Consider the following 19524-nt stretch of genomic DNA (forward strand, 5'->3'; position numbering starts at 1 on the left):
CGCTTCTCTTTTCCCTCTGCTCCTGTGTAAAAAAGAAAATTCCAGTAACCAATTCGCAAAACTTCCTAAGAGTTAGGAAAAAATGTTAATTACTTCCTGAAGATAATTCTATATAATACTATTTAGAGAGGATTGACAACATGGGACTAAATAAAAGACAGGAAAAAATTATCATGATGATGAATGACTCTAACGATTGGATTACAGGTAAAGAATTGTCCAAGCTTCTAAATGTATCAGATCGTACCATACGCTCAGACATTGATTCCATTAACCGTTATTATGAGAATGCATTGATTGAGTCCAATCTTCGCTATGGATATCATTTGAATCAGGAAATTCTTCGGACGCTGAACATTGAAATCGAACAGCCAATCGCACAGACACCGCAGGAACGATGTATATATATCATACAGCAGCTTCTATTTCAGCGAAATGAACTAAGTATCACCAATTTACAGGATCAGGTGTTTGTTAGTGAATATTCGATTGATAATGATATTAAACGTATAAAAAGAATGATTGAGCCTTATGAGCAGTTAAGATTGGTACGCTCTAAGAACTTTATCCATTTAGAAGGTGATGAAGAGAGCAAGCGCAAGCTGTATAAAGATTTATTAGCCGAGGAAACACAGGGTAATTTTCTGAATTTGAATAACCTTGCGGCATTGTATAATGATTTCGATTTACTGATTGTTAAGGATACACTTGAAGAAACGTTTAACAAATACAATTTCCATGTACGTGAAATGGCATTTCCGATGCTGATGGTTCATGTGGGAATCGCAATCGAACGAATTCTACGACATAACTATATACATACGGAACGCGATTATGAAGAATTAAAGAAAAGTCAGGAATATGAGATAGCACGTGAATTTTTTCAGAATACAGCCAGGAAGATACGTATAGAAATCGTTGAGGATGAAATCGCGCTGCTTGCATTGTTATTGATGGGAAAGAAAGGAACCAGTTACTCAAAGGATCTGGTTCATGAATTTCATGATAGCTTAACAAGTGATGATATTATCGACGGCATGTTAGAAGTTATTCATGATGATTTTGATATTGATTTCGCACAAGACAGTGATTTGCGTATCGGTTTGAAAATGCACATGCAGTCACTCATGGAGCGCCAGATAAGAAAACATGATGTATCCAATGTATATCTGCAGGAGATCAAACGTAAATATCCTCTGGTATTTGAAATGGGAATACGTGTTGCACGGTATCTGGAAGAGCAATTAAATGAGGTGATCGGTGAAAACGAAATAGGTTTTCTATCGCTGCATCTCGGTGCTGCCTTCGAGCGTGCGAACCTGTCGGGAAAATACCGGGTTATTATGATTTATCCACACGATCAGGCATTAAGCAATATGTGCGTCAAAAAAGTAGAAAATCGGTTCGGTGAGCGAATGGCCATCGTGGAATGTCTGAACTTCTTCGAACAGAAAACAATTCTTAATGCACGGCCTGATCTGATACTGACAACGCTCCCCCTGCAGCATGATCTGGATATCGCCACGATTCAAATTTCATTGTTTATCAATTTAGAGGACGAAAGCCGTATTTTCCAGGCGCTGAACCTATTGGATAAGAAGCATTTTCAGAAAGAGTTTGAAGAAGGTATATCCGGTATGATAGAACCACGATTCTTCTATACAGATGTTGATATAGCGACGCATGAGGACGTAATCAATTATATGTGTGATAATTTGCAGGCATCCGGTTATATACCGGATGGATTCAAGGAATCTGTCTTGAAAAGAGAATCCATGTCCGCAACCTCCTTTGCCTACAGCTTTGCCGTACCGCATAGCTTCAATGTAATGAGCATTAAATCCAACATATCCGTTGCTATTTTGAAGAATCCGATTCCATGGGGACCTTTTGAAGTAAAGCTGGTCATACTGCTCGCGATCAATGATGCAGACCGCTATATGCTGAAGCTGTTCTTTGACTGGCTGAGCAATGCAGTGAGTGATGCCAATCGGTTTGCGACACTTTTAGAAAGTCATGATTATAATGACTTTATTGCACGTATCGTGGAGTGAGGAGAGATATTATGATTGCGAAAATCACTGAAAATAATAAGAAACCAACAAAACATTACAGAGAAAAGAAGCTGGGGCTCATTGATCGTTTAAGCATTGCATTATTGAAAAAGCAGGATACCCTTGTAAAAGATACAGAGCATTCTCCCGTGTCGAATATCAGAAGATTTTTCGGGTATCTGATGGATTTCATGCTTGCCAATATATTCTGCGTAATTCCATTGGTCATCATCCAAGCTTCCCTCACCGGCTCGACGAATACTACACAAATACTGGCTGGCATTCCGTTGCATTGGGCATATATTATCACATTCTTTGTATTCTTATTCTATACGTTTTATTATGTGTATATACCATTAAAAATATGGCCGGGACAGACACCCGCAAAGCGTTTATTAAATTATAAAATCGTAATGATGGATAATTCAAAAGCTACAGCCAAAGCTTTATTTATGAGAAATGTCATTGGGATGACCTTCCTTGAGCTTGCGGCCTTCACGACCACCTATGTCGTGCAGCTGATCGTTCTGACTGCCAAAATTGATTATCCCGCTTCCTTTGGCTACATTACCTATTTCATGACATTTTTATCTTTTATCATCACCCTGACAAATTACGACCGCCGTATGCTTCATGATTATCTCGGTAAAACAAAAGTATATATGCTTCAAAAAGAAGATGTATCCGACTACCATGCTTTATAGCCGCAGCACTGTCGACAGGGATGAGAATCCCTGTTTTTTCTTAATTTTTCACTCTAAAATCCTTTTCTGTTTTTTTAGTCCTATACTTCGATATCCTTCTTTTCTCCGTTTCTTTGCCCCTTCTTTGATATCCTGCTTTTCGCTACTTTTTCCAGTTTTTCACTTCGATACTCTGCTTTTCTCTGCATTTTAAGTCCCTGACCCTGATATCTTTTATTATCCCTGCTTTTTTAGTTCTTCATTCCGATATCCTGCTGTTCCCTGCAATAGATACATTTCCTGCAATATATCTATATTTATGTTTTCCATCACCGTCAGAAAAAGTGGATTTCCTATACCTTAGGAAATCATTTTCATGTTGCGAGCAGTAAACTTTTATTATAATTAGATTGTAAAAAGTTTAGTGCGCACGATTAAATTTTTTAAGACAAAAAAGAGGAGGAAATAAAATGTTTAACAAGCTTGAGAAAATACTTATGCCAATGTCTGATGTGCTAAGTAAAAACAGAGTCTTGATTGCCATTCGTGATGGCTTCTTAATAGCCACGCCATTACTGATCGTCGGTTCGATTTTCTTATTGATCGCCAATTTTCCGATACCCGGATGGTCTGACTTCTGGACAGGAGTATTTGGGGCAGGCTGGGAGGAATGGTTTAAAGCCGTATCCCGCGCAACCTTTAACTGTACCGCTTTACTGACTTGTTTGGGTACTGGCTATGCTATGGCCAGAGAGTTTGGTGGAGATAAAATACAGGGCGCTGCCGTTGCCTTAGTTTCATTTTTCATCCTGCAGCCGGTCATTCATGATGCGGTCAATGACGCGGGAAAAGTGGTTTTAGAAGGTGCATTTGCAGGTTTATCCTTTGATAATATCGGTACGAACGGTATCTTCATGGCTCTGTGCTGCTCTATACTCTGCGTACTTCTGTTTATCTGGGTTTACAAAAAGGGATGGACAATCAAAATGCCAAAGGGTGTGCCACCTGCTGTAGCGGACTCCTTCGCTGCATTGGTACCTAGTGCCATCGTTTTACTGGTATGCTTCCTGATTCGTATCTTCTTTGAATTTACACCATTTGAAACCGCACAGGGTTTTGTATTCACCGTACTTCAGACGCCTATGAAAGGACTGGGGGATACTCTGGGGGCAAATGCTATTTACAGCTTCATGTGTACATTCCTCTGGTTCTTCGGTATAAACGGTCCTGCCGTAATGAACTCTGTATTCTTCATCGGCAACGTATTAACTGCCGATCAGCTGCTTGCATTTGAAGCAGGAACGCCGAATAATGAACTACCGCATATCTTTACCAATCCGTTCTCAAACTTCTTCACGAACTTTGGCGGCGGTGGAAGTACGCTATCGCTCGTTATTTGTATGCTGCTGTTCTGTAAATCTGAACGTATCAAGGTGTTGGGTAGATTAAGCATTGTTCCGGGTATTTTCGGTATCAATGAACCAATCATTTTCGGATTGCCTATTGTATTAAACCCGATTATGATTATACCGTTCATCTTTGTACCATTATTTAATTTAGTTACATCCTACTTACTGACAATAGCAGAAATTCTGCCAAAGACAACCGGTGTCAACTTACCGTGGACGACTCCAATCGGATTCTCCGGCTGGTTATCAACAGGAAGCTGGATTGCCGCAGTATGGCAGATTATTCTGCTGGTTATCGGATGCTGTATCTATTTCCCATTCATTAAAGCGCTCGATAAAGGTTATTTGCATGATGAAGAAAATTCAGAGGGTACAGAGGAAGAAGATATTTCATTTGATGATTTATCATTGGATGATCTGTAACATACCAGACGCTATTCTTACACAGCTATAGACTGAGCGGGTTTCACATCTGTTGTATTGCACCAATAAGATGCGAAGCCTCTTTTTCTTAGCTGCCCCCCTTCCAATCTCAATAGATATATATTATGAAAATGTGATAAGCATGAATTACAGCTCTTTCTTTGCGACTAATGCAATACGCTGCGCTGTGAGCCGGAAATTTCAAGCCTTTTATGACTCCTGTTAGATATCGTGCATTTGCTTCCTCTTTTTCGCATGAAAAAAGCGGTTATTAAATATTGGTCATAGTTATATTTCCTAACAGCTAGGAAATATAATTGGTTATATTGCACATGAAAAGGATTTATAATGAATTGGTAAGGGAGGATGATGTATGAAACGACTTTATTTGTTCTGTGACCAGGGAATGTCTACAAGTTTACTGGCAAGCCGTATGCAGGACTGTGCTGATAAACACATGCTTCCAATCGAAGTTAATGCATTCTCTTATAAAAAGATGCAAAGCATCGTTGAAGAAAAACATCCGGATATCATCCTGCTGGGTCCACAGGTAAAATATCTTTTTGATGAGACGAAAAAGCGCTTTGATGAGCGAACCCCTGTCATGCTGATTTCACAGGAGGATTATGGGATGATGGACGGTGAAAAAGTATTAAAGAAAGCATTGCTTCTGCTGCAGAAAAGAAAGCGAGGAGAATTATAAAATGAAAGTATTGATGGTATTTGATCAAACGCAGGCAGGACTTGGCGGAAAAGAAAGTCCTGATTTGGCAATGGGAGGAAAACCGATGGCAATAGGTTCATGTCATATGTTTGAAAAGACTTTAACGGATATGGGAGGAAGCATCTGTGCAACACTGTATTGCGGTGATGGAACCTTTGCACAGGATCCGGATACCAACGGAAAAAGATTTGCTGCTATGAGCAAGAAGCTCAATCCGGATGTGGTAATCTGCGGTCCGTGCTTTAATTACGGGAACTATGGAAAAATGGCCGCAAAAACAGCTCAGACAATCAATGAGCTGACAGACATACCGGCGTTTGCTATCATGTCTGAGGAATGCGGTACAGCTATTGATGAATTTAAAAATCATGTGACCATTCTTAAAATGCCGAAAAAGGGTGGTACGGGATTACCGCAAAGTCTGGCAATGATGTGTGAGTTTGCCCTGAAGCTTGCGAAAAAAGAAGATGTCAGTGATATGATCAAGGAATATGCATATCATTAAAGGCCTTATTGATTACATGGAAAGCAGCTGTTTTGCTGCTTTTCTTTTTTCCTAATACATAGGAAGCAATCTTCAAATACATTATTTCTAAAAGGCCTATAATGAATTTATGAAAGAGAAAGAGGTGTATTTATGTTGACGAATGAAACGATTGCTTTAATGGAGGAGTTAACACAGGCTGTTGGTATCTCCGGAGATGAAAGGAATATCTCAAAAATTATGAAAACGCATATGGAGCCCTATGCTGATGAAATTATATACGATAATCTGGGTTCTATCTTCGCCGTAAAGAAAAGCGGAAAACCGAATGCATTAAGAGTGATGATCTGCGGTCATATGGATGAGGTAGGCTTTATGATTACAAGTATTAAGAAGAACGGCCTTGCTGAATTTATATGTATCGGCGGGATGGATGCACAAAGTCTGCATGCACAGCGGGTGCGTTTAAAGGCAGCCAGCGGTAGAGAGTACATCGGTACCATCGTATGTGATAAGGATGAAATAGCCGCCTGCGACACAAAGCATATGCGGATAGATTTCGGTGCGGAAAATGCCGAAATGGCTGCTGATTGGGGCGTTAAGGTTGGAGACAGCGCCGTTCTTGACGGCGGATTTGCCATGCTTGGTGACGGTCATCGCATCCTTTCCAAGGCATGGGATAATCGCTATGGCTGTATTATGGCTATCGAGCTGCTGCAGGCACTGAAGGAAACAAAGCTTGATGTGGATTTGTATATCGGAGCAACCGTACAGGAGGAAGCAGGTATACGGGGTGGAACGACAGCGACAGGACTGATTCATCCGGATATGGGAATCGTATTGGACTGCAGTTCAGCAAACGACATCACCAGGGATGAACAGGCAGTCGGGCAGCTTGGAAAAGGAATCCTGATTCGTTATTATGATAAGGGCATGATGCCAAATCGCCTATTGCTGGATACCCTTGTACAGACCTGTAAGAATCAGCAGCTGCCCTATCAGTATTACTATAATATGGCACAGACAGACGCAGCCTGGATACATAAATTATTTTCCGGCTGTCCAACCTTAAGCGCCTGCATCTGCGCACGTAATGTCCATACGGGAAACAGCATGATTGATATACGTGATTACGATTGTGCGAAGAGTGCGCTGCTTGCCATCATCACATCGCTTGATGAAAACAAAATTAACGCTTATAAAGCGGAGAATCGCTAAGGTATGCATATGAAAGAGGCATATGGAACGATAAATCTGGAAATGATCAGAGAGCTGAGCGAAGCTCATGGAATTTCAGGATGCGAAAAGGAAGTTAGCCGTATCATGAAAAAGTGGTTAACCCCTGTCTGCGACGAAATCACATACGATAACCTTGGCTCCATAGCAGGTCTGCAGAAAGGAAATGCTGACGGTCCAAAGGTGATGATCTGCGGACATATGGATGAGGTTGGCTTCATGGTGCGTGAAATTGATGAACAAGGTTATATCCGCATGCTGCCCGTAGGCGGCTGGTGGGGACATGTTCTGCCATCTCAGACATTATATGTAACCACAAAGGAAGGTAGACGATATCACGGCGTCGTCGGTTCCTGCGCTCCGCACGGACTGCCCCCTGAGGTAAAAGAAAAGGTTATAAAGCCCCTTGATTTATTTCTTGACATGGGGGTGGATAACCGTGAAGAGGTATTGGAATTAGGGATTCAAATAGGAGATATGATCACCCCGGATACAAAGTTTGAAGTTATGAACAATCCTAATTATCTGATGGGGAAAGCATGGGATGATCGTTTATGTGCAGCCCTTGCTGTCGATGTATTATACCGCATACAGAAGGACGCGCATGAGGCAAACGTCTATGCTGTGGGCACTGTGCAGGAGGAAGTCGGATTACGGGGGGCCCGTACAGCAGCGAACCTTTTGCATCCGGATGTAGCGATTGCACTGGATGTCACAACAGCATTGGACACACCGATGGATAAGGGAGATGTCAAGCTTGGCAACGGTGTGGTGCTATCTATAATGGATGCCGGTATTATTGCCCATAAGGCATTGTTACGGGAAATGGAAGAGATTTGCAGGGATTTAGGACTCAGCATCAACTACGATATGATGACTGCCGGAGGAACCGATGCCGACAATATTCACAAAGCATATGATGGTATCATAACCATGACATTGAGTATTCCAACACGCTATATGCATTCCCATCACCTGATCATACACCGCAGAGATTATGTGCAGACGGTAGAGGCGATTGCAGAATTTTGCCGCCGTTTATCCTGGGATAAAGTAAGTGCAATGAGAACCGCAATACAGTAAAGGTGTCGAAAGACACTTTTTTCATGAAACTGCAAACCATACCTACTTCTTACTATGGCTGCGTTTATCCTATGCGCTGTGAGCCTTATAACATTGAAATCCATGAATCCTTAAACATGACAGGCAGATTACGTGATATCCGTTCATCCTGAAAATTATTTAAAGTAATTGTGCAATGTACTTTAAGTCAGACAATAAGAAACAAAAAAGGATTTAAATTTTAATGTGGAATAGGATATCCAGCCCTATCCGTTCGTCCTTAACACATGTAAAAATAATGCTCAATGTTCTTTTCTTCTGTAATGCAGAATAGAAAAAAAGAGGCATACTCTGCTATAAAATAGAATAAACAGCCCTGTCCGTTCATCCTTAACACATGTAAAAAATAATGTTCAATGTTCTTTTCTTCTGTTATGCAGAATAGAAAAAAAGGCATTCTCTTATTATGGCGTTCTTATTCGAACATGGGTATCGCAAATAATTCACAACAAAAAGCACAGGATCAGCTTCATGATTGCGCATGATCTTGTGCTTTTATTATCTATAATCAAATAGTCAAATATGAGAAAGAATCAATCGTGGAATAGGCCAGAGAACTCTTTAATCTGTAACAGATTTATGTGGGTATTGCTTTTTACAATCTGAAAGGCTCACCCAAACTATGCCTCGGTATGCCCTATTACCTCTTGCTTCCATGCACTCCTCCGCACTTACGGAATCACCCAGAATAAGCCCCGTTATGCCCTGTTACAGCATATCCTCTAAGTCATAATCATCATAAGGCCACATCGGTCGATAAATCTGCTTGAATTTTAATAATTCACTTCTCTGATATGTCGGCCCCTGAGTAAGCGCCATCATACACAAATCACCATATGCGTCAAACTCGGCAGAGATATATCCCTGTTTTACCACAACAACATCATATTCCTTTAACACGATACCACAGCGGGTATACTGCTCCGGCTCATAAAACTGAATCGCATCATTCAGAATAACAACGCTTACCGGTGCATGATCTAATCGGACCGTTATCGCAGTCCCCATATCTTTTTTATGCTCGTACCCTTCATCAGGTATACCTTTCGCGATTATAGTTCCTTCAATCGGTACGCTTTTACATAATTCATCATAGTTCATGCCAATGCACAGACTGACATGCTCGCCTACATGTCGGGGATACAGTTTTTTAAAAGCGTTGTGATCAACAATTCCGCTTACCAGATACTGTTTATGGTTGGTATCATGCATTGCGAGAATCTGTCGTAACATATAGGTATTAAAGCCATCTCCTCCGGAGCCTACATTATCTCCTGAATCTGTAATAAATACGGTTCCTCCTGTATGAGCAACTGCCTTATGTAAGACCTCCTGCGGTTCACCGGTATTGCCGTGATAATGAAATTCATGACGCCGTGAATATGCAAACGCACGAATATGATCTGCCACTTCCTCGGCATAGGCTCGATACTTACCGCTCTGCGGTACAACGACAACAGAGCATCCCAGCTTGTCACCATCATGGCGCAGATAGCCGATATGAAAAGAAGCACTCATAATGCGTTCATCCTTTTCTGCTTCATCACACAGCCGGTTGATGGATACCATCGGCTCATCGAGTGATACACTCTTTTCCCCGCCGATTATGATAGGAACCTTTCGGTATACCGGTCTTATGTTCCTTCTGTTCTTTAACAGCTCAACAAATTTTTCTGCGACAAACTGAAATGTCTCCTCTGCATCCGTATGCGGAGAATGACGGTAGCAGCGCAGGATATTCACCTTGCTTACAAGCTCTTCGGACAGATTTCCATGGGGGTCCATTACAAGGGCGATTGGCATATACGGCCCGGTTATTTCACGTATTTCTTTCAGGAAAGCGTGCTCAGCCGAGCCTCCTGACAAGCCGATCACTTTACTGGCGCCATGTAAAAACAGAAAGATTCCATCAATTTCATGAATATGTGATTTCACCTCTACCATCATACGTGAACGGATAAATTCAAAAGCATCGTATGTGACAGGGCCATGCGGGTGTCCGCGGGCAATGATTGCCGGAATCAATTCTATACCGGCATCCTCAAAAACCTTACGGCAGGAAACATGCTGAACGGCCTCTTCACCAAACTTAAAAACAAATTTATCAAAGGTCATCAAACTGCGTGAATGCTCATTCGATTCTGAGCTGAAATAAGCAAATAATACTTTCATAAAACGTTTCTCCTTTACTTTTATCTTTATATAGATTCATAAAATTTGTTGAAAGAGCAGGCATTCGGTTTTTCTACTTATCAATCTCTACATAAACCCTTAAAACGATTTTTATTGGAAAAGCAGATATCCGGACGCTTTCGTTCTGCAGCCTCTGCTGTCAGAAAAACAGTTATCCCAATACCTCCTAGCGCAGTATACAACAGCTTCTGTTTGGACGCCTTTTCTATCTGACTGCCGGCAGCTGACGGACTGATACAATCATGCAATTCAGCCCTGATTCTATGCTGTCTCTTTCGCTAATATCAGAAATTCATCCATTTGCCTTATGATGGATTCAAGTGAGGCTTCCCAGAAAGCGGCATCCTCCAAATCTATACCGGCAATGGCCGCTGTTTCTTCTACCGTATGCGTAGTTGATGCCTTCAGCAAGGCGCGATATTTCGGAAGGAATGCCTCCCCTTCTTTTTCATACATCGCATACAGGCCTCTTGAAAATAAGGCGCCGAAGGTATATGGGAAATTATAAAAAGCGATATCTGGGATATAATAGTGTACTTTTGTAATCCAGCGATACGGATGGAGCCAATTCGGGTCCAACCCATCCTTAAAACATTTCTTTTCCGCCTCCAGCATCAGCTGCATCAAGTCGGAAGCAAACATAAACCTTTCCTCACACTGTTCAAATACAGATTTTTCAAATGTGTAGCGGGTTGTGATATCACAGATATTTTGACAGAGTGCAGACAGCTGCGTATCAATCAAGAACAATTTATTTTCACGGTCTGCATCATTGATTAAAGCACGATACATGATATTCTCATTGAATGTAGATGCCGTTTCTGCCAGCGGCATACAATATTCTCTATTTAGAGGCCGCTCATTTTCAACCAGCATTCCATGATAGGCATGTCCTAACTCATGTGCCACCGTGATAACGTCACTCAGGGTATTTCCATAATTGGTAATGATTCTGCTCTGTTTGATCCATGCCAGATTTTCACAGAATGCCCCGCTCTGTTTACCCGTATGGCTTGGATAATCAATCCAATGCTCATCTATTGCCTGCTTTGTCATATCATATAAATCAGTGGAGAAATTTCTGAAATGCTGTTGTATATACGCTTCACAGTCTTCGATCGTAAAGGACATATCGCACGTACCGAGGGACGCGTAAATTTCATACCACGGAAGTCCGTTATCATATCCCAACAGCTTTGCTTTTGTACGCAGATACTCATGAAACCTAGGTAGATACTTATCAACAGCGACATACATCGTGTTCAATGTTCCTTTCTTCATGAAGGAATCCTGCAGCATTTTATCCAGGGGATCCTCATACCCCCGCATACGTGCTTCCATCAGCTGTTGACGCTTGATGTTATTAATGGAAAAGGCAAGCGGCTCTTTGATGGATTCATAGGCCTTCATTTCACACAGAAAGGCTTCCTTTCGCACGTCTCTGCTAGTTGAATGACATAAATTTTTCACTTGTGTCAGAGTCATAGTTTGCCCCAGACACTCCACGGAGACATTTGCCGTCAAATGATAATACATATCACGAAATGCTGCTGTACTTGTCTGCGAAAGCTTTGCCAGCAGCGCTTCTTCCTCTTTGCAAAGAGAATGAGAGGCTTTATCTTTTAATGTAAACAGCAGAAAGGAATACTCCTTCAGCATTTCGTCCTGCTGTATGCAGGAGTCCATATGCTTTATATGTGCCAGATAATCCTTTAACTGCGAACGATAGACGGAATAAGAGGATATTCTCGAATTGATGATATTCAAATATCGCAGAGTCTGTTTATCATTGGTATCCACAGATTGGCGTAAAATCGTGTACATGTGCAGACGGCCGGATAAATCATATTCCTTTTCCAAAAGCTGAAGGATTTCTTTCACCGCACAGCATTCCTCCAGTGTGTTCATTTCTTCCGTCAGTGCAGAAAGCTCGTCGTGTAAATCATGATACTGTTTCAAATCATTTTGAAAAGCGGGGTCATCGTAGCCTTTATATAAAGCATCCAGCGACCATTCATATCTGTTCATTTTTAAAACCTTCTTTCCTGTACTCATTATAAGGCACTGAAATGCAAAGAGACAGTAGAACGTTTTCCTAACATCCTAGGAAGTACTATCACTCCTTCATAATCAATTTCCTAATGATTAGGAAACTGTGTTAAAAGTATTTTTTTCAATGGCTAGTATAATAGAAGTGCGTGATCAAGATCACTTAAGAGGAGGGTATGAGTAATGGAAGGTTTGGAAAAGCAATGCTTTCAAATTATCTCTGCTGTAGGAATGGCTCGCTCCAGCTATATAGAAGCAATACAGGAAGCTAAAAAAGCGAATTTTGAAAGGGCCAGAGAAATGATTGAAGAGGGAGATAAAAGTTTCCTTCAAGGACATGAAGCTCATGCGAAAATGATTCAGCAGGAAGCAGGCGGCAAAAAAGTAGAAACCGGTTTGCTTCTGATCCATGCGGAAGATCAGTTGATGAGTGCGGAAAGCTTTAAAATCATCGCTGACGAAATGATTCAGAATTATGAAAGAATCATAGCGCTTGAAAGCAAGATTAAATAGAGCAGAAAGGAGAACGATATGAAGAAAATTTATCTATTTTGCAGTGCAGGTATGTCTACGAGTATGCTGGCTCAGGAGATGCAGAATGTGGCAGATGCTCACGGCCTTCCCTTAGAAGTAAAGGCATATTCTCATTCTAAAATCGGCGATATTGTCGAACAGCTGCACCCTGATTGTATTTTACTTGGACCTCAGGTAAAATATCTGTACGAAGAAACAAACAGACGATTCAAAGAAACTGCTCCGGTAGCGGTGATTGACGCCTCCGATTATGGTATGATGAACGGAGAAAAAGTCCTGAAAACCGCAATCAAGCTGATTAAATCATTTAAGAAATAAGAATACCCCAATAGCCGGGCTCTATCTCACGCTCGATTGTTTCAGTTTGTGGCTATCCGGCACAAGATTACAATGTAATTTTGTGCCTTTTCATTTGCGATATTGATCTGCACCTGGATAAGAACCTAGCGATATGGAAACAGATTTTTCTTTTTTAATGCTTGTTTTAAGGAACAGTATATAAGATAACCTTTGCCGTTTGCAGAATACCGGAAGTGTTATAAGTGAGGGCATTATACGCACAAATAATATGACGGACATTGCACCCGTTTTTTGAATGAGGTGCTGAAGAAATCGCCACGATGCTTTTTATTCCTAGCATTAGGAAACCGTATACGCGATAACCTATGCAGCCTGCGTTATAATAGAAGTATTATAAGGAGGGCATTTTATGCACAAATTAGGTATCAGCGTATATCCGGAGCATTCAACCCCTGAAAAAGATCAGGCATATATGGTATCAGCAGCCGGATACGGATTTACAAGAATTTTTACATGCTTGCTTTCAGTACAAAAAGCAAAGGAAGAAATCATTACGGAATTTACTGATTTCATGAATCGCGCTCATGCACTCGGCTATGAAGTAGCCGTCGACACCAATCCGGATGTTTTCAAACACCTGGGCGCAACACCTTTGGATTTAAAGGTATTTCATGACATGCATGTGGATATCATTCGTCTGGACGGTCACTTTGACGATTTTCTTGACCGGGCGATTACCCATAATGAATATGGCATTAAAATTGAATTTAACGGAAGTGCGGATTCCTCAATCGACTATCTGCTGAAGCACGGCGCAGATCCGCATAATGTTACAATCTGTCATAATTTTTATCCGGAACGCTACAGCGGAATCGGCTGGAAGCTGTTCATGAATTTAAATGAGAAATGGAAGGGGCTGGGACTTCATACAGCAGCCTTCGTGACCAGCCGGGAACCGGATACCTTCGGTCCATGGCCGGTATCTGCCGGACTTCCAACCGTAGAGCTCCACCGTACGAAGCCGATTGATGTACAGCTGCGCCATATGCTGGCCTGTGAGCTGATTGATGATATATTGATTGGAAATGCGTATGCCAGTGAAGCGGAGTTAAAAGCGATGGCTGCTGTCGATCTATCAAAAACAACAATCCGCATGGAACTGGAAAAGGATATCTGTGCGGCTGAAAAGAAAGCACTGTTTGACTATCCGCATACCGGGCGGCAGGATGCCAGCGACTATTATATCCGCAGCTCCCTTCCGCGTTTCTTTTTCAAAGAAGAAGCAATACCGCAACGGATGAGTGAACAGAGAATGTTCCATCGCGGAGATGTTGTAGTTGTAAATGACAATTTATCGCATTATCGCGGAGAAATCGAAATCCTGTTAACAGATATGGAAAATGACGGTGAGCGTAATCTCGTTGGTCATATTGCAAATGATGACATGATGATTCTTGATGAAATGGAAAAACACCCCGAGCATTTGTTTGGCTTTATCGAATAAAAAACTCATCAGTCCTTCGTTCCCCCTCTTGTAGTACGGAGGATGAAGCTGCTGGGCAATTACAAGGAACAGTATGCGCAATTCACCAAGGCTGTGCGGATATGATCAGCTTTCAACAAGAAAACACATACTTCCTAGGCTTTAGGAAATGATCTTAGAAACGATATACTGAAATGGTATTATAATGAAGGAGAATATGATAGTTGATGAATGCGAAAGGAGAGAATGAATATGTGGGGTATTATAGCGACCTGGAGAATGGCAGCGGAAGGAATCGAAAAAGCTGCCCGAATATTGGAAAACGATGGTATCAGCGGTGATGCTATCGAGACGGCAATTAAAGAGGTAGAGGATTTTCCATACTATAAATCCGTGGGCTACGGCGGTCTGCCAAATGAGGAAATGGAAGTGGAACTGGATGCGGCCTATATGGATGGAACAACCTTTGATATCGGAGCAGTTGCCGCAATTAAGGATTTCGCGAATCCTATCAGTATTGCCCGCCGGTTAAGCAAGGAAGCCGTAAACAATCTGCTGGTCGGTGAGGGGGCGGAAAAATTTGCACACAAGGAGGGCTTTGAACGTAAAAATATGTTAAGCGATCGCGCGAAAATTCATTATAAAAATCGTGTTAAGGATGTGCAGGAGTTGGAAATCAAGCCGTACAGCGGACATGACACGGTGGGTATGGTTTGTCTTGACAGTCACGGCGATATGACGGCAGCCACCTCTACCTCCGGCTTATTTATGAAGAAAAAAGGCAGAGTCGGCGATTCCCCGATTTCAGGATCCGGCTTTTATGTGGACAGTACGGCAGGCGGTGCCAGCGCTACAGGACTCGGTGAGGATTTAATGAAGGGTTGTATCTCTTATGAGATCGTCCGGCTGATGAAGGAGGGAAAGCATCCGCAGGAGGCTTGTGATATCGCTGTTTCAAAGCTGGATCAAGAGCTTACAAAACGCCGCGGCAAGGCAGGCGACATTTCGCTTGTCGCAATGAACAATAAAGGAGAATGGGGCGTTGCCACAAACATAGAGGGATTTTCTTTCGCAGTCGCAACACAGACACAAAAGCCGATTGTATATGTGACAAAAAGAGAACATGGGAAATGCGTACATCAAGAAGCCAGCAGTGAATGGCTGGAGAATTATATGAGTACCCGCATGGCACCATTGATTGAGAAATAGCATGGAAGATAAAATACTGGCGGAGATTGACAAAATCTCAGAGGAAATGATACAGGGAATTTTAGAGGTCGTAAGAATAGATAGCGTCAAGAGTGAGCCGCAGGAGAACGCTCCCTTTGGAAAAGGCGTAAAAAAAGCACTTGATAAAGCCCTGGAATTAGCAGAAGAACTCGGCTTCGAAACTGTAAATGTGGATAATTACGTAGGATATGCCAAATATGGAGAAAGTGAGGACTATATCGGTGTCATGGGACATTTGGATGTCGTTGAAACAGGCGAAGGCTGGACACATCCTCCCTTCAGCGGTTACATGGATGAAAACGGGCGTATCTTTTCCCGCGGTATCCTTGATAATAAGGGACCTGTCCTGAGTTGTTTATATGCTCTCTATGCCTTGAAACGATTGCATATACCGTTGTCCAGACAGGTACGCATCATGTTCGGCACGGATGAAGAAAGTGGTTTTGAGGATTTGACATATTATCTTTCAAAAGAAAAACCGCCTGTTATGGGATGGACACCGGATTGTAAATACCCTGTTGTATATGGAGAAAGAGGTCGTGCAAATCTGCAGATTCGTGCTGATCAAGTGCATCTGCAGCAATTCTTTTCATTCGTTACCACGTATTTTCTGGAAAGTGCAGCAAGCGGTAATCGTTTAGGCATTGATTATCACGATGATGAATATGGAGAAATGCAAATGCGCGGGTATGCGCTGCGTACAGAGCAGGAGGATGTCGTATTTCAATTTACTCTCAGTTATCCTGCCTGCTGCAGCATTCAAGACATACAGAAACAAATACGTACCAAGCTTGATTCCTGCTGTACACTGCAGCTGCTTCACAATTATGATCCAGTTCGATTTGAAAAGGACTGTTTCATGGTCAGAGCGTTACAAAGTGCATATGAACAGGTAAGCGGTCTGGATGGAACACCGGTAACAACAACGGGCGGAACATATGCAAAGGCAATGCCGAACATCGTTCCATTCGGACCAAGCTTCCCGGGTCAAAAGGGAATCGGACATCAGCCGGATGAATGGATGGATATCAAGGATATTATCATGAATGCAAAAATATATGCATTAAGCTTGTATAAGCTGGCAAAATAAGGCGGCATTAGGAGGATACCTATATGAATACTCAAATTGAAATCTGCTGCGGCAGTTACTATGATGCGCAGCAGGCAGAAGCCGGAGGTGCAAAGCGCATCGAATTAAACAGTGCATTGCATATGGGCGGCTTAACACCGAGTGTAGCAACACTGCGCTTAATAAAGGAACATACAAAGCTATGCGTTATGACGATGATACGTCCCCGCGGGGCAGGATTTCATTATCTTTCACAGGATTATGACGTTATGGTAGAGGAAACAAGAGATATGATCAAGAACGGTGCCGATGGAATCGTATTCGGCTGCCTGGACGCACACGGGAATATTGATACAGAGCAGAGTGGGCATATTACTGCACTGGCAAAAGTGAACCATAAGCAGGTGGTATTCCATCGCGCTTTCGACTGTGTGAAAGATCCATTCAAAGCAATAGAAACCCTGATCAATATAGGAGTAGACCGAGTGCTTACGAGCGGTACTTACCCCACGGCATTTGAGGGAAAGGAAATCATACGGCAATTACAAGAGCGTTATGGCGATCGAATCGAAATACTCGCCGGATGCGGTATAGATGCCATCAATGCAAAGGAGCTCATAGCCTATACAGGAGTAAAACAGATTCACTCCTCTTGCAAAGACTGGCTGCGGGATGAAACAACCTGTGGCGAGCGTGTTACTTACAGCTATGGACCGCAGGGTCATAAAAGCGATTATGAGGTTGTAAACAGTAAAAAAGTCGAGCATTTAATCTGGAGCGTTCAATAGCCATCTGCTGAATAACGGAAAATCAGTTTTCCATGTTTTACAGCTTCATAAAGAAAAGAAGTTCCTCATTCTATTGTTTATAGATGCGGAGCTTCCTTTTTACGTATCCGATGTTCACTCTATCTATCTGAAATAAAGGATATCTGACGTATTATGAGGATAAAGCCATTTTCTGAAATACGTAGATTTTAACTGACACAGCGCTCTTTATCACCTTTACAGCTGATTCCTCTGTTTGCTGATGAAAGAAAATCGTTAACAGTTTTCAATCACAGCTACAATACCTCTTTCCTTCTATGCTGTAGGAATACCTGATAACTATATCCGCTTTATTCCATCCTGCTCAGCTTGCAGTATTCCCTAACTCCTGCTTCCAGTACCTCTTCATCGAAGTCAAAATTGTGGGCATGCAGGGCAATCCCGGTACCTGTCCCCAGAAAGAAGAATACGCCCGGTACCTTTCGCTGATAATGGGCAAAATCCTCGGAAATCATTTCGGGCTTCTCCAGCAGCACGATATTCGGATCCAGCTTCCGCACCTGATCCACAAGGGCAGCGTCATTCATGACTGCGGGATAGCCGGTATTGATATCAAAGGAGAACACTGCCCCCTGTTCTTCATACGGCTTCGCCAGCTCCAGCATACGCTTTTTCAAATACTGATAGGTTTCATCCTGAAAGGCACGAAGGGTTCCTTCCATACGGGCAGCATTTGCCACAACATTACGAACTGTACCGCTCTTCAGTAAACCAAAGCGCAGTAAACGATAGGTTTCCGCTGACAGCTCCTCCTGTTCCATCGTATATAAATCCAGCAGATAGCGCGCCGCAATCTCCATCGCGTCAATGCCTTCCTGATACTTTGCCGCATGTGCGCTTTTTCCGGTAATATCGATATTCACCTCACTGGAGCGTGCCATAAATTCGTTTCTGCGTGTGGCAATCACACCATTGTCCAGCATCGGCCATACATGAAAACCGAAAATCCGTTTGATATGATACTGTTCAAAGATACCGCTTTTGCACATCGGCTCCGCTCCGCCCGGTGTTTCCTCTCCCGGCTGAAAAATCAATACCACGTTGTGCGGAAGCTCTTTATAATACGTAGACAGCTGGTGTGCGAACTCCAGCAGCATTGCCATGTGACCGTCATGTCCGCAGGCGTGCATGCGGCCTGCATGTCTGGATGCGAACGCTCTTCCGGTAGCTTCTGTTACCGGCAATGCATCCATATCACTGCGAAAGGCGATGCTTTCCTTTCTTCCTGCGTCAAAAAAAGCCACAACACTGCTGGGAATCGGTGAGCTTAACGTACAGGGAAGATCCCTGAGCGCCTCTTGCACATAGCGTTGTGTTTTCGGCAGCTCCAGCTCCAGCTCCGGTATCTGATGCAGGTCCCTGCGATATTTCTGTATTCTCTCTAGCATATCCTTTATCCTCCCTGCTCTATGTTATGTTTATTATATAGGAAACCATCCCTCATGTAAATATTTTCATTTTATGAAATTTATACATTTAATTTTCATAAAACGGTTGTAATTTACCTTGAATAGTGATATGATACAGAAAAATAGATAGAGGCGCGGGAGCGACTACATCAGCTGGAGTCGGCAGACACCTGACAGCTGGTTTCAGCAATTCCGCCGAACTGCAGCCTTAGGCATAGGGTTGTGGTGGGCTTATGGAGAAGATCCATAAGACTGTCTACCATCAGTAGATGTGCTATCATTATTGTCATAAGGT

At 42.4% G+C, this 19524-nt stretch carries 16 protein-coding genes and 1 riboswitch; of the genes, 13 read left to right on the forward strand and 3 right to left on the reverse strand.

What is annotated here, in order from left to right:
* Positions 1 to 140 precede the first annotated feature (140 nt).
* From ACESPQ_RS11685 to ACESPQ_RS11715, 7 genes are all read left to right on the forward strand, one after another.
* On the forward strand, positions 141 to 2054 hold the full coding sequence (locus ACESPQ_RS11685) for a PRD domain-containing protein (protein ID WP_257327650.1): 1914 nt from the start codon (positions 141 to 143) through the stop codon (positions 2052 to 2054).
* A gap of 11 nt (positions 2055 to 2065) precedes the next feature.
* Positions 2066 to 2758: an RDD family protein gene (locus ACESPQ_RS11690; RefSeq protein WP_002607072.1), complete on the forward strand. Its 693-nt coding sequence runs from the start codon at positions 2066 to 2068 to the stop codon at positions 2756 to 2758.
* Positions 2759 to 3207: 449 nt separating this feature from the next.
* Entirely contained in the window at positions 3208 to 4569 is a 1362-nt protein-coding gene (locus ACESPQ_RS11695) for a PTS sugar transporter subunit IIC (RefSeq protein WP_002607071.1), read from the forward strand.
* A 373-nt stretch (positions 4570 to 4942) separates the two neighbouring features.
* On the forward strand, positions 4943 to 5272 hold the full coding sequence (locus tag ACESPQ_RS11700; RefSeq protein ID WP_002607070.1) for a PTS sugar transporter subunit IIB: 330 nt from the start codon (positions 4943 to 4945) through the stop codon (positions 5270 to 5272).
* A 1-nt stretch (position 5273) separates the two neighbouring features.
* Positions 5274 to 5798, forward strand: coding sequence for a GrdB-related putative oxidoreductase (locus tag ACESPQ_RS11705; protein WP_002607069.1), 525 nt, complete (start codon positions 5274 to 5276; stop codon positions 5796 to 5798).
* A gap of 132 nt (positions 5799 to 5930) precedes the next feature.
* Entirely contained in the window at positions 5931 to 6995 is a 1065-nt protein-coding gene (locus ACESPQ_RS11710; protein ID WP_002607068.1) for a M42 family metallopeptidase, read from the forward strand.
* A gap of 3 nt (positions 6996 to 6998) precedes the next feature.
* A complete protein-coding gene (locus ACESPQ_RS11715) occupies positions 6999 to 8096 on the forward strand; it encodes a M42 family metallopeptidase (RefSeq protein WP_233105374.1) in 1098 nt (365 codons plus the stop codon).
* Between the two features lie 747 nt (positions 8097 to 8843).
* Here the strand turns inward: ACESPQ_RS11715 and ACESPQ_RS11720 are convergent.
* Together ACESPQ_RS11720 and ACESPQ_RS11725 are read right to left on the reverse strand one after the other, a co-directional pair.
* Positions 8844 to 10307 carry a M81 family metallopeptidase gene (locus ACESPQ_RS11720; protein WP_002607066.1) on the reverse strand — a complete coding sequence of 488 codons (1464 nt, stop codon included), beginning with the start codon at positions 10305 to 10307 and terminating at the stop codon, positions 8844 to 8846.
* A 282-nt stretch (positions 10308 to 10589) separates the two neighbouring features.
* The gene (locus ACESPQ_RS11725; RefSeq protein ID WP_217780212.1) at positions 10590 to 12356 is read right to left on the reverse strand and encodes a M3 family oligoendopeptidase; all 1767 of its coding nucleotides are present in this window, start codon (positions 12354 to 12356) and stop codon (positions 10590 to 10592) included.
* Positions 12357 to 12560: 204 nt separating this feature from the next.
* Between ACESPQ_RS11725 and ACESPQ_RS11730 the strand changes: the two genes are divergently transcribed.
* The 6 genes from ACESPQ_RS11730 to ACESPQ_RS11755 all read left to right on the forward strand — a co-directional run bounded on the left by ACESPQ_RS11730 (position 12561) and on the right by ACESPQ_RS11755 (position 17781).
* On the forward strand, positions 12561 to 12890 hold the full coding sequence (locus tag ACESPQ_RS11730) for a PTS lactose/cellobiose transporter subunit IIA (protein WP_002607064.1): 330 nt from the start codon (positions 12561 to 12563) through the stop codon (positions 12888 to 12890).
* 18 nt (positions 12891 to 12908) lie between these two features.
* The gene (locus ACESPQ_RS11735) at positions 12909 to 13229 is read left to right on the forward strand and encodes a PTS sugar transporter subunit IIB (RefSeq protein WP_002607063.1); all 321 of its coding nucleotides are present in this window, start codon (positions 12909 to 12911) and stop codon (positions 13227 to 13229) included.
* Between the two features lie 391 nt (positions 13230 to 13620).
* Entirely contained in the window at positions 13621 to 14715 is a 1095-nt protein-coding gene (locus ACESPQ_RS11740; RefSeq protein WP_257335223.1) for a DUF871 domain-containing protein, read from the forward strand.
* Between the two features lie 231 nt (positions 14716 to 14946).
* Complete coding sequence (locus tag ACESPQ_RS11745; RefSeq protein WP_002607061.1) at positions 14947 to 15903, forward strand: N(4)-(beta-N-acetylglucosaminyl)-L-asparaginase; 957 nt, start codon at positions 14947 to 14949, stop codon at positions 15901 to 15903.
* A gap of 1 nt (position 15904) precedes the next feature.
* The gene (locus ACESPQ_RS11750) at positions 15905 to 17014 is read left to right on the forward strand and encodes a Sapep family Mn(2+)-dependent dipeptidase (RefSeq protein ID WP_002607060.1); all 1110 of its coding nucleotides are present in this window, start codon (positions 15905 to 15907) and stop codon (positions 17012 to 17014) included.
* Positions 17015 to 17037: 23 nt separating this feature from the next.
* Complete coding sequence (locus ACESPQ_RS11755; protein WP_109770595.1) at positions 17038 to 17781, forward strand: copper homeostasis protein CutC; 744 nt, start codon at positions 17038 to 17040, stop codon at positions 17779 to 17781.
* A gap of 329 nt (positions 17782 to 18110) precedes the next feature.
* On the opposite strand, the gene ACESPQ_RS11760 is transcribed toward ACESPQ_RS11755, so the two are convergent.
* Complete coding sequence (locus tag ACESPQ_RS11760; RefSeq protein ID WP_257270980.1) at positions 18111 to 19208, reverse strand: M20 metallopeptidase family protein; 1098 nt, start codon at positions 19206 to 19208, stop codon at positions 18111 to 18113.
* Between the two features lie 140 nt (positions 19209 to 19348).
* Positions 19349 to 19514: riboswitch (Lysine riboswitch) on the forward strand.
* Positions 19515 to 19524 lie beyond the last annotated feature (10 nt).

The sequence above is a fragment of the Clostridium sp. HGF2 genome, from assembly GCF_964240115.1.
Taxonomy (GTDB): domain Bacteria; phylum Bacillota_I; class Bacilli_A; order Erysipelotrichales; family Erysipelotrichaceae; genus Clostridium_AQ; species Clostridium_AQ innocuum.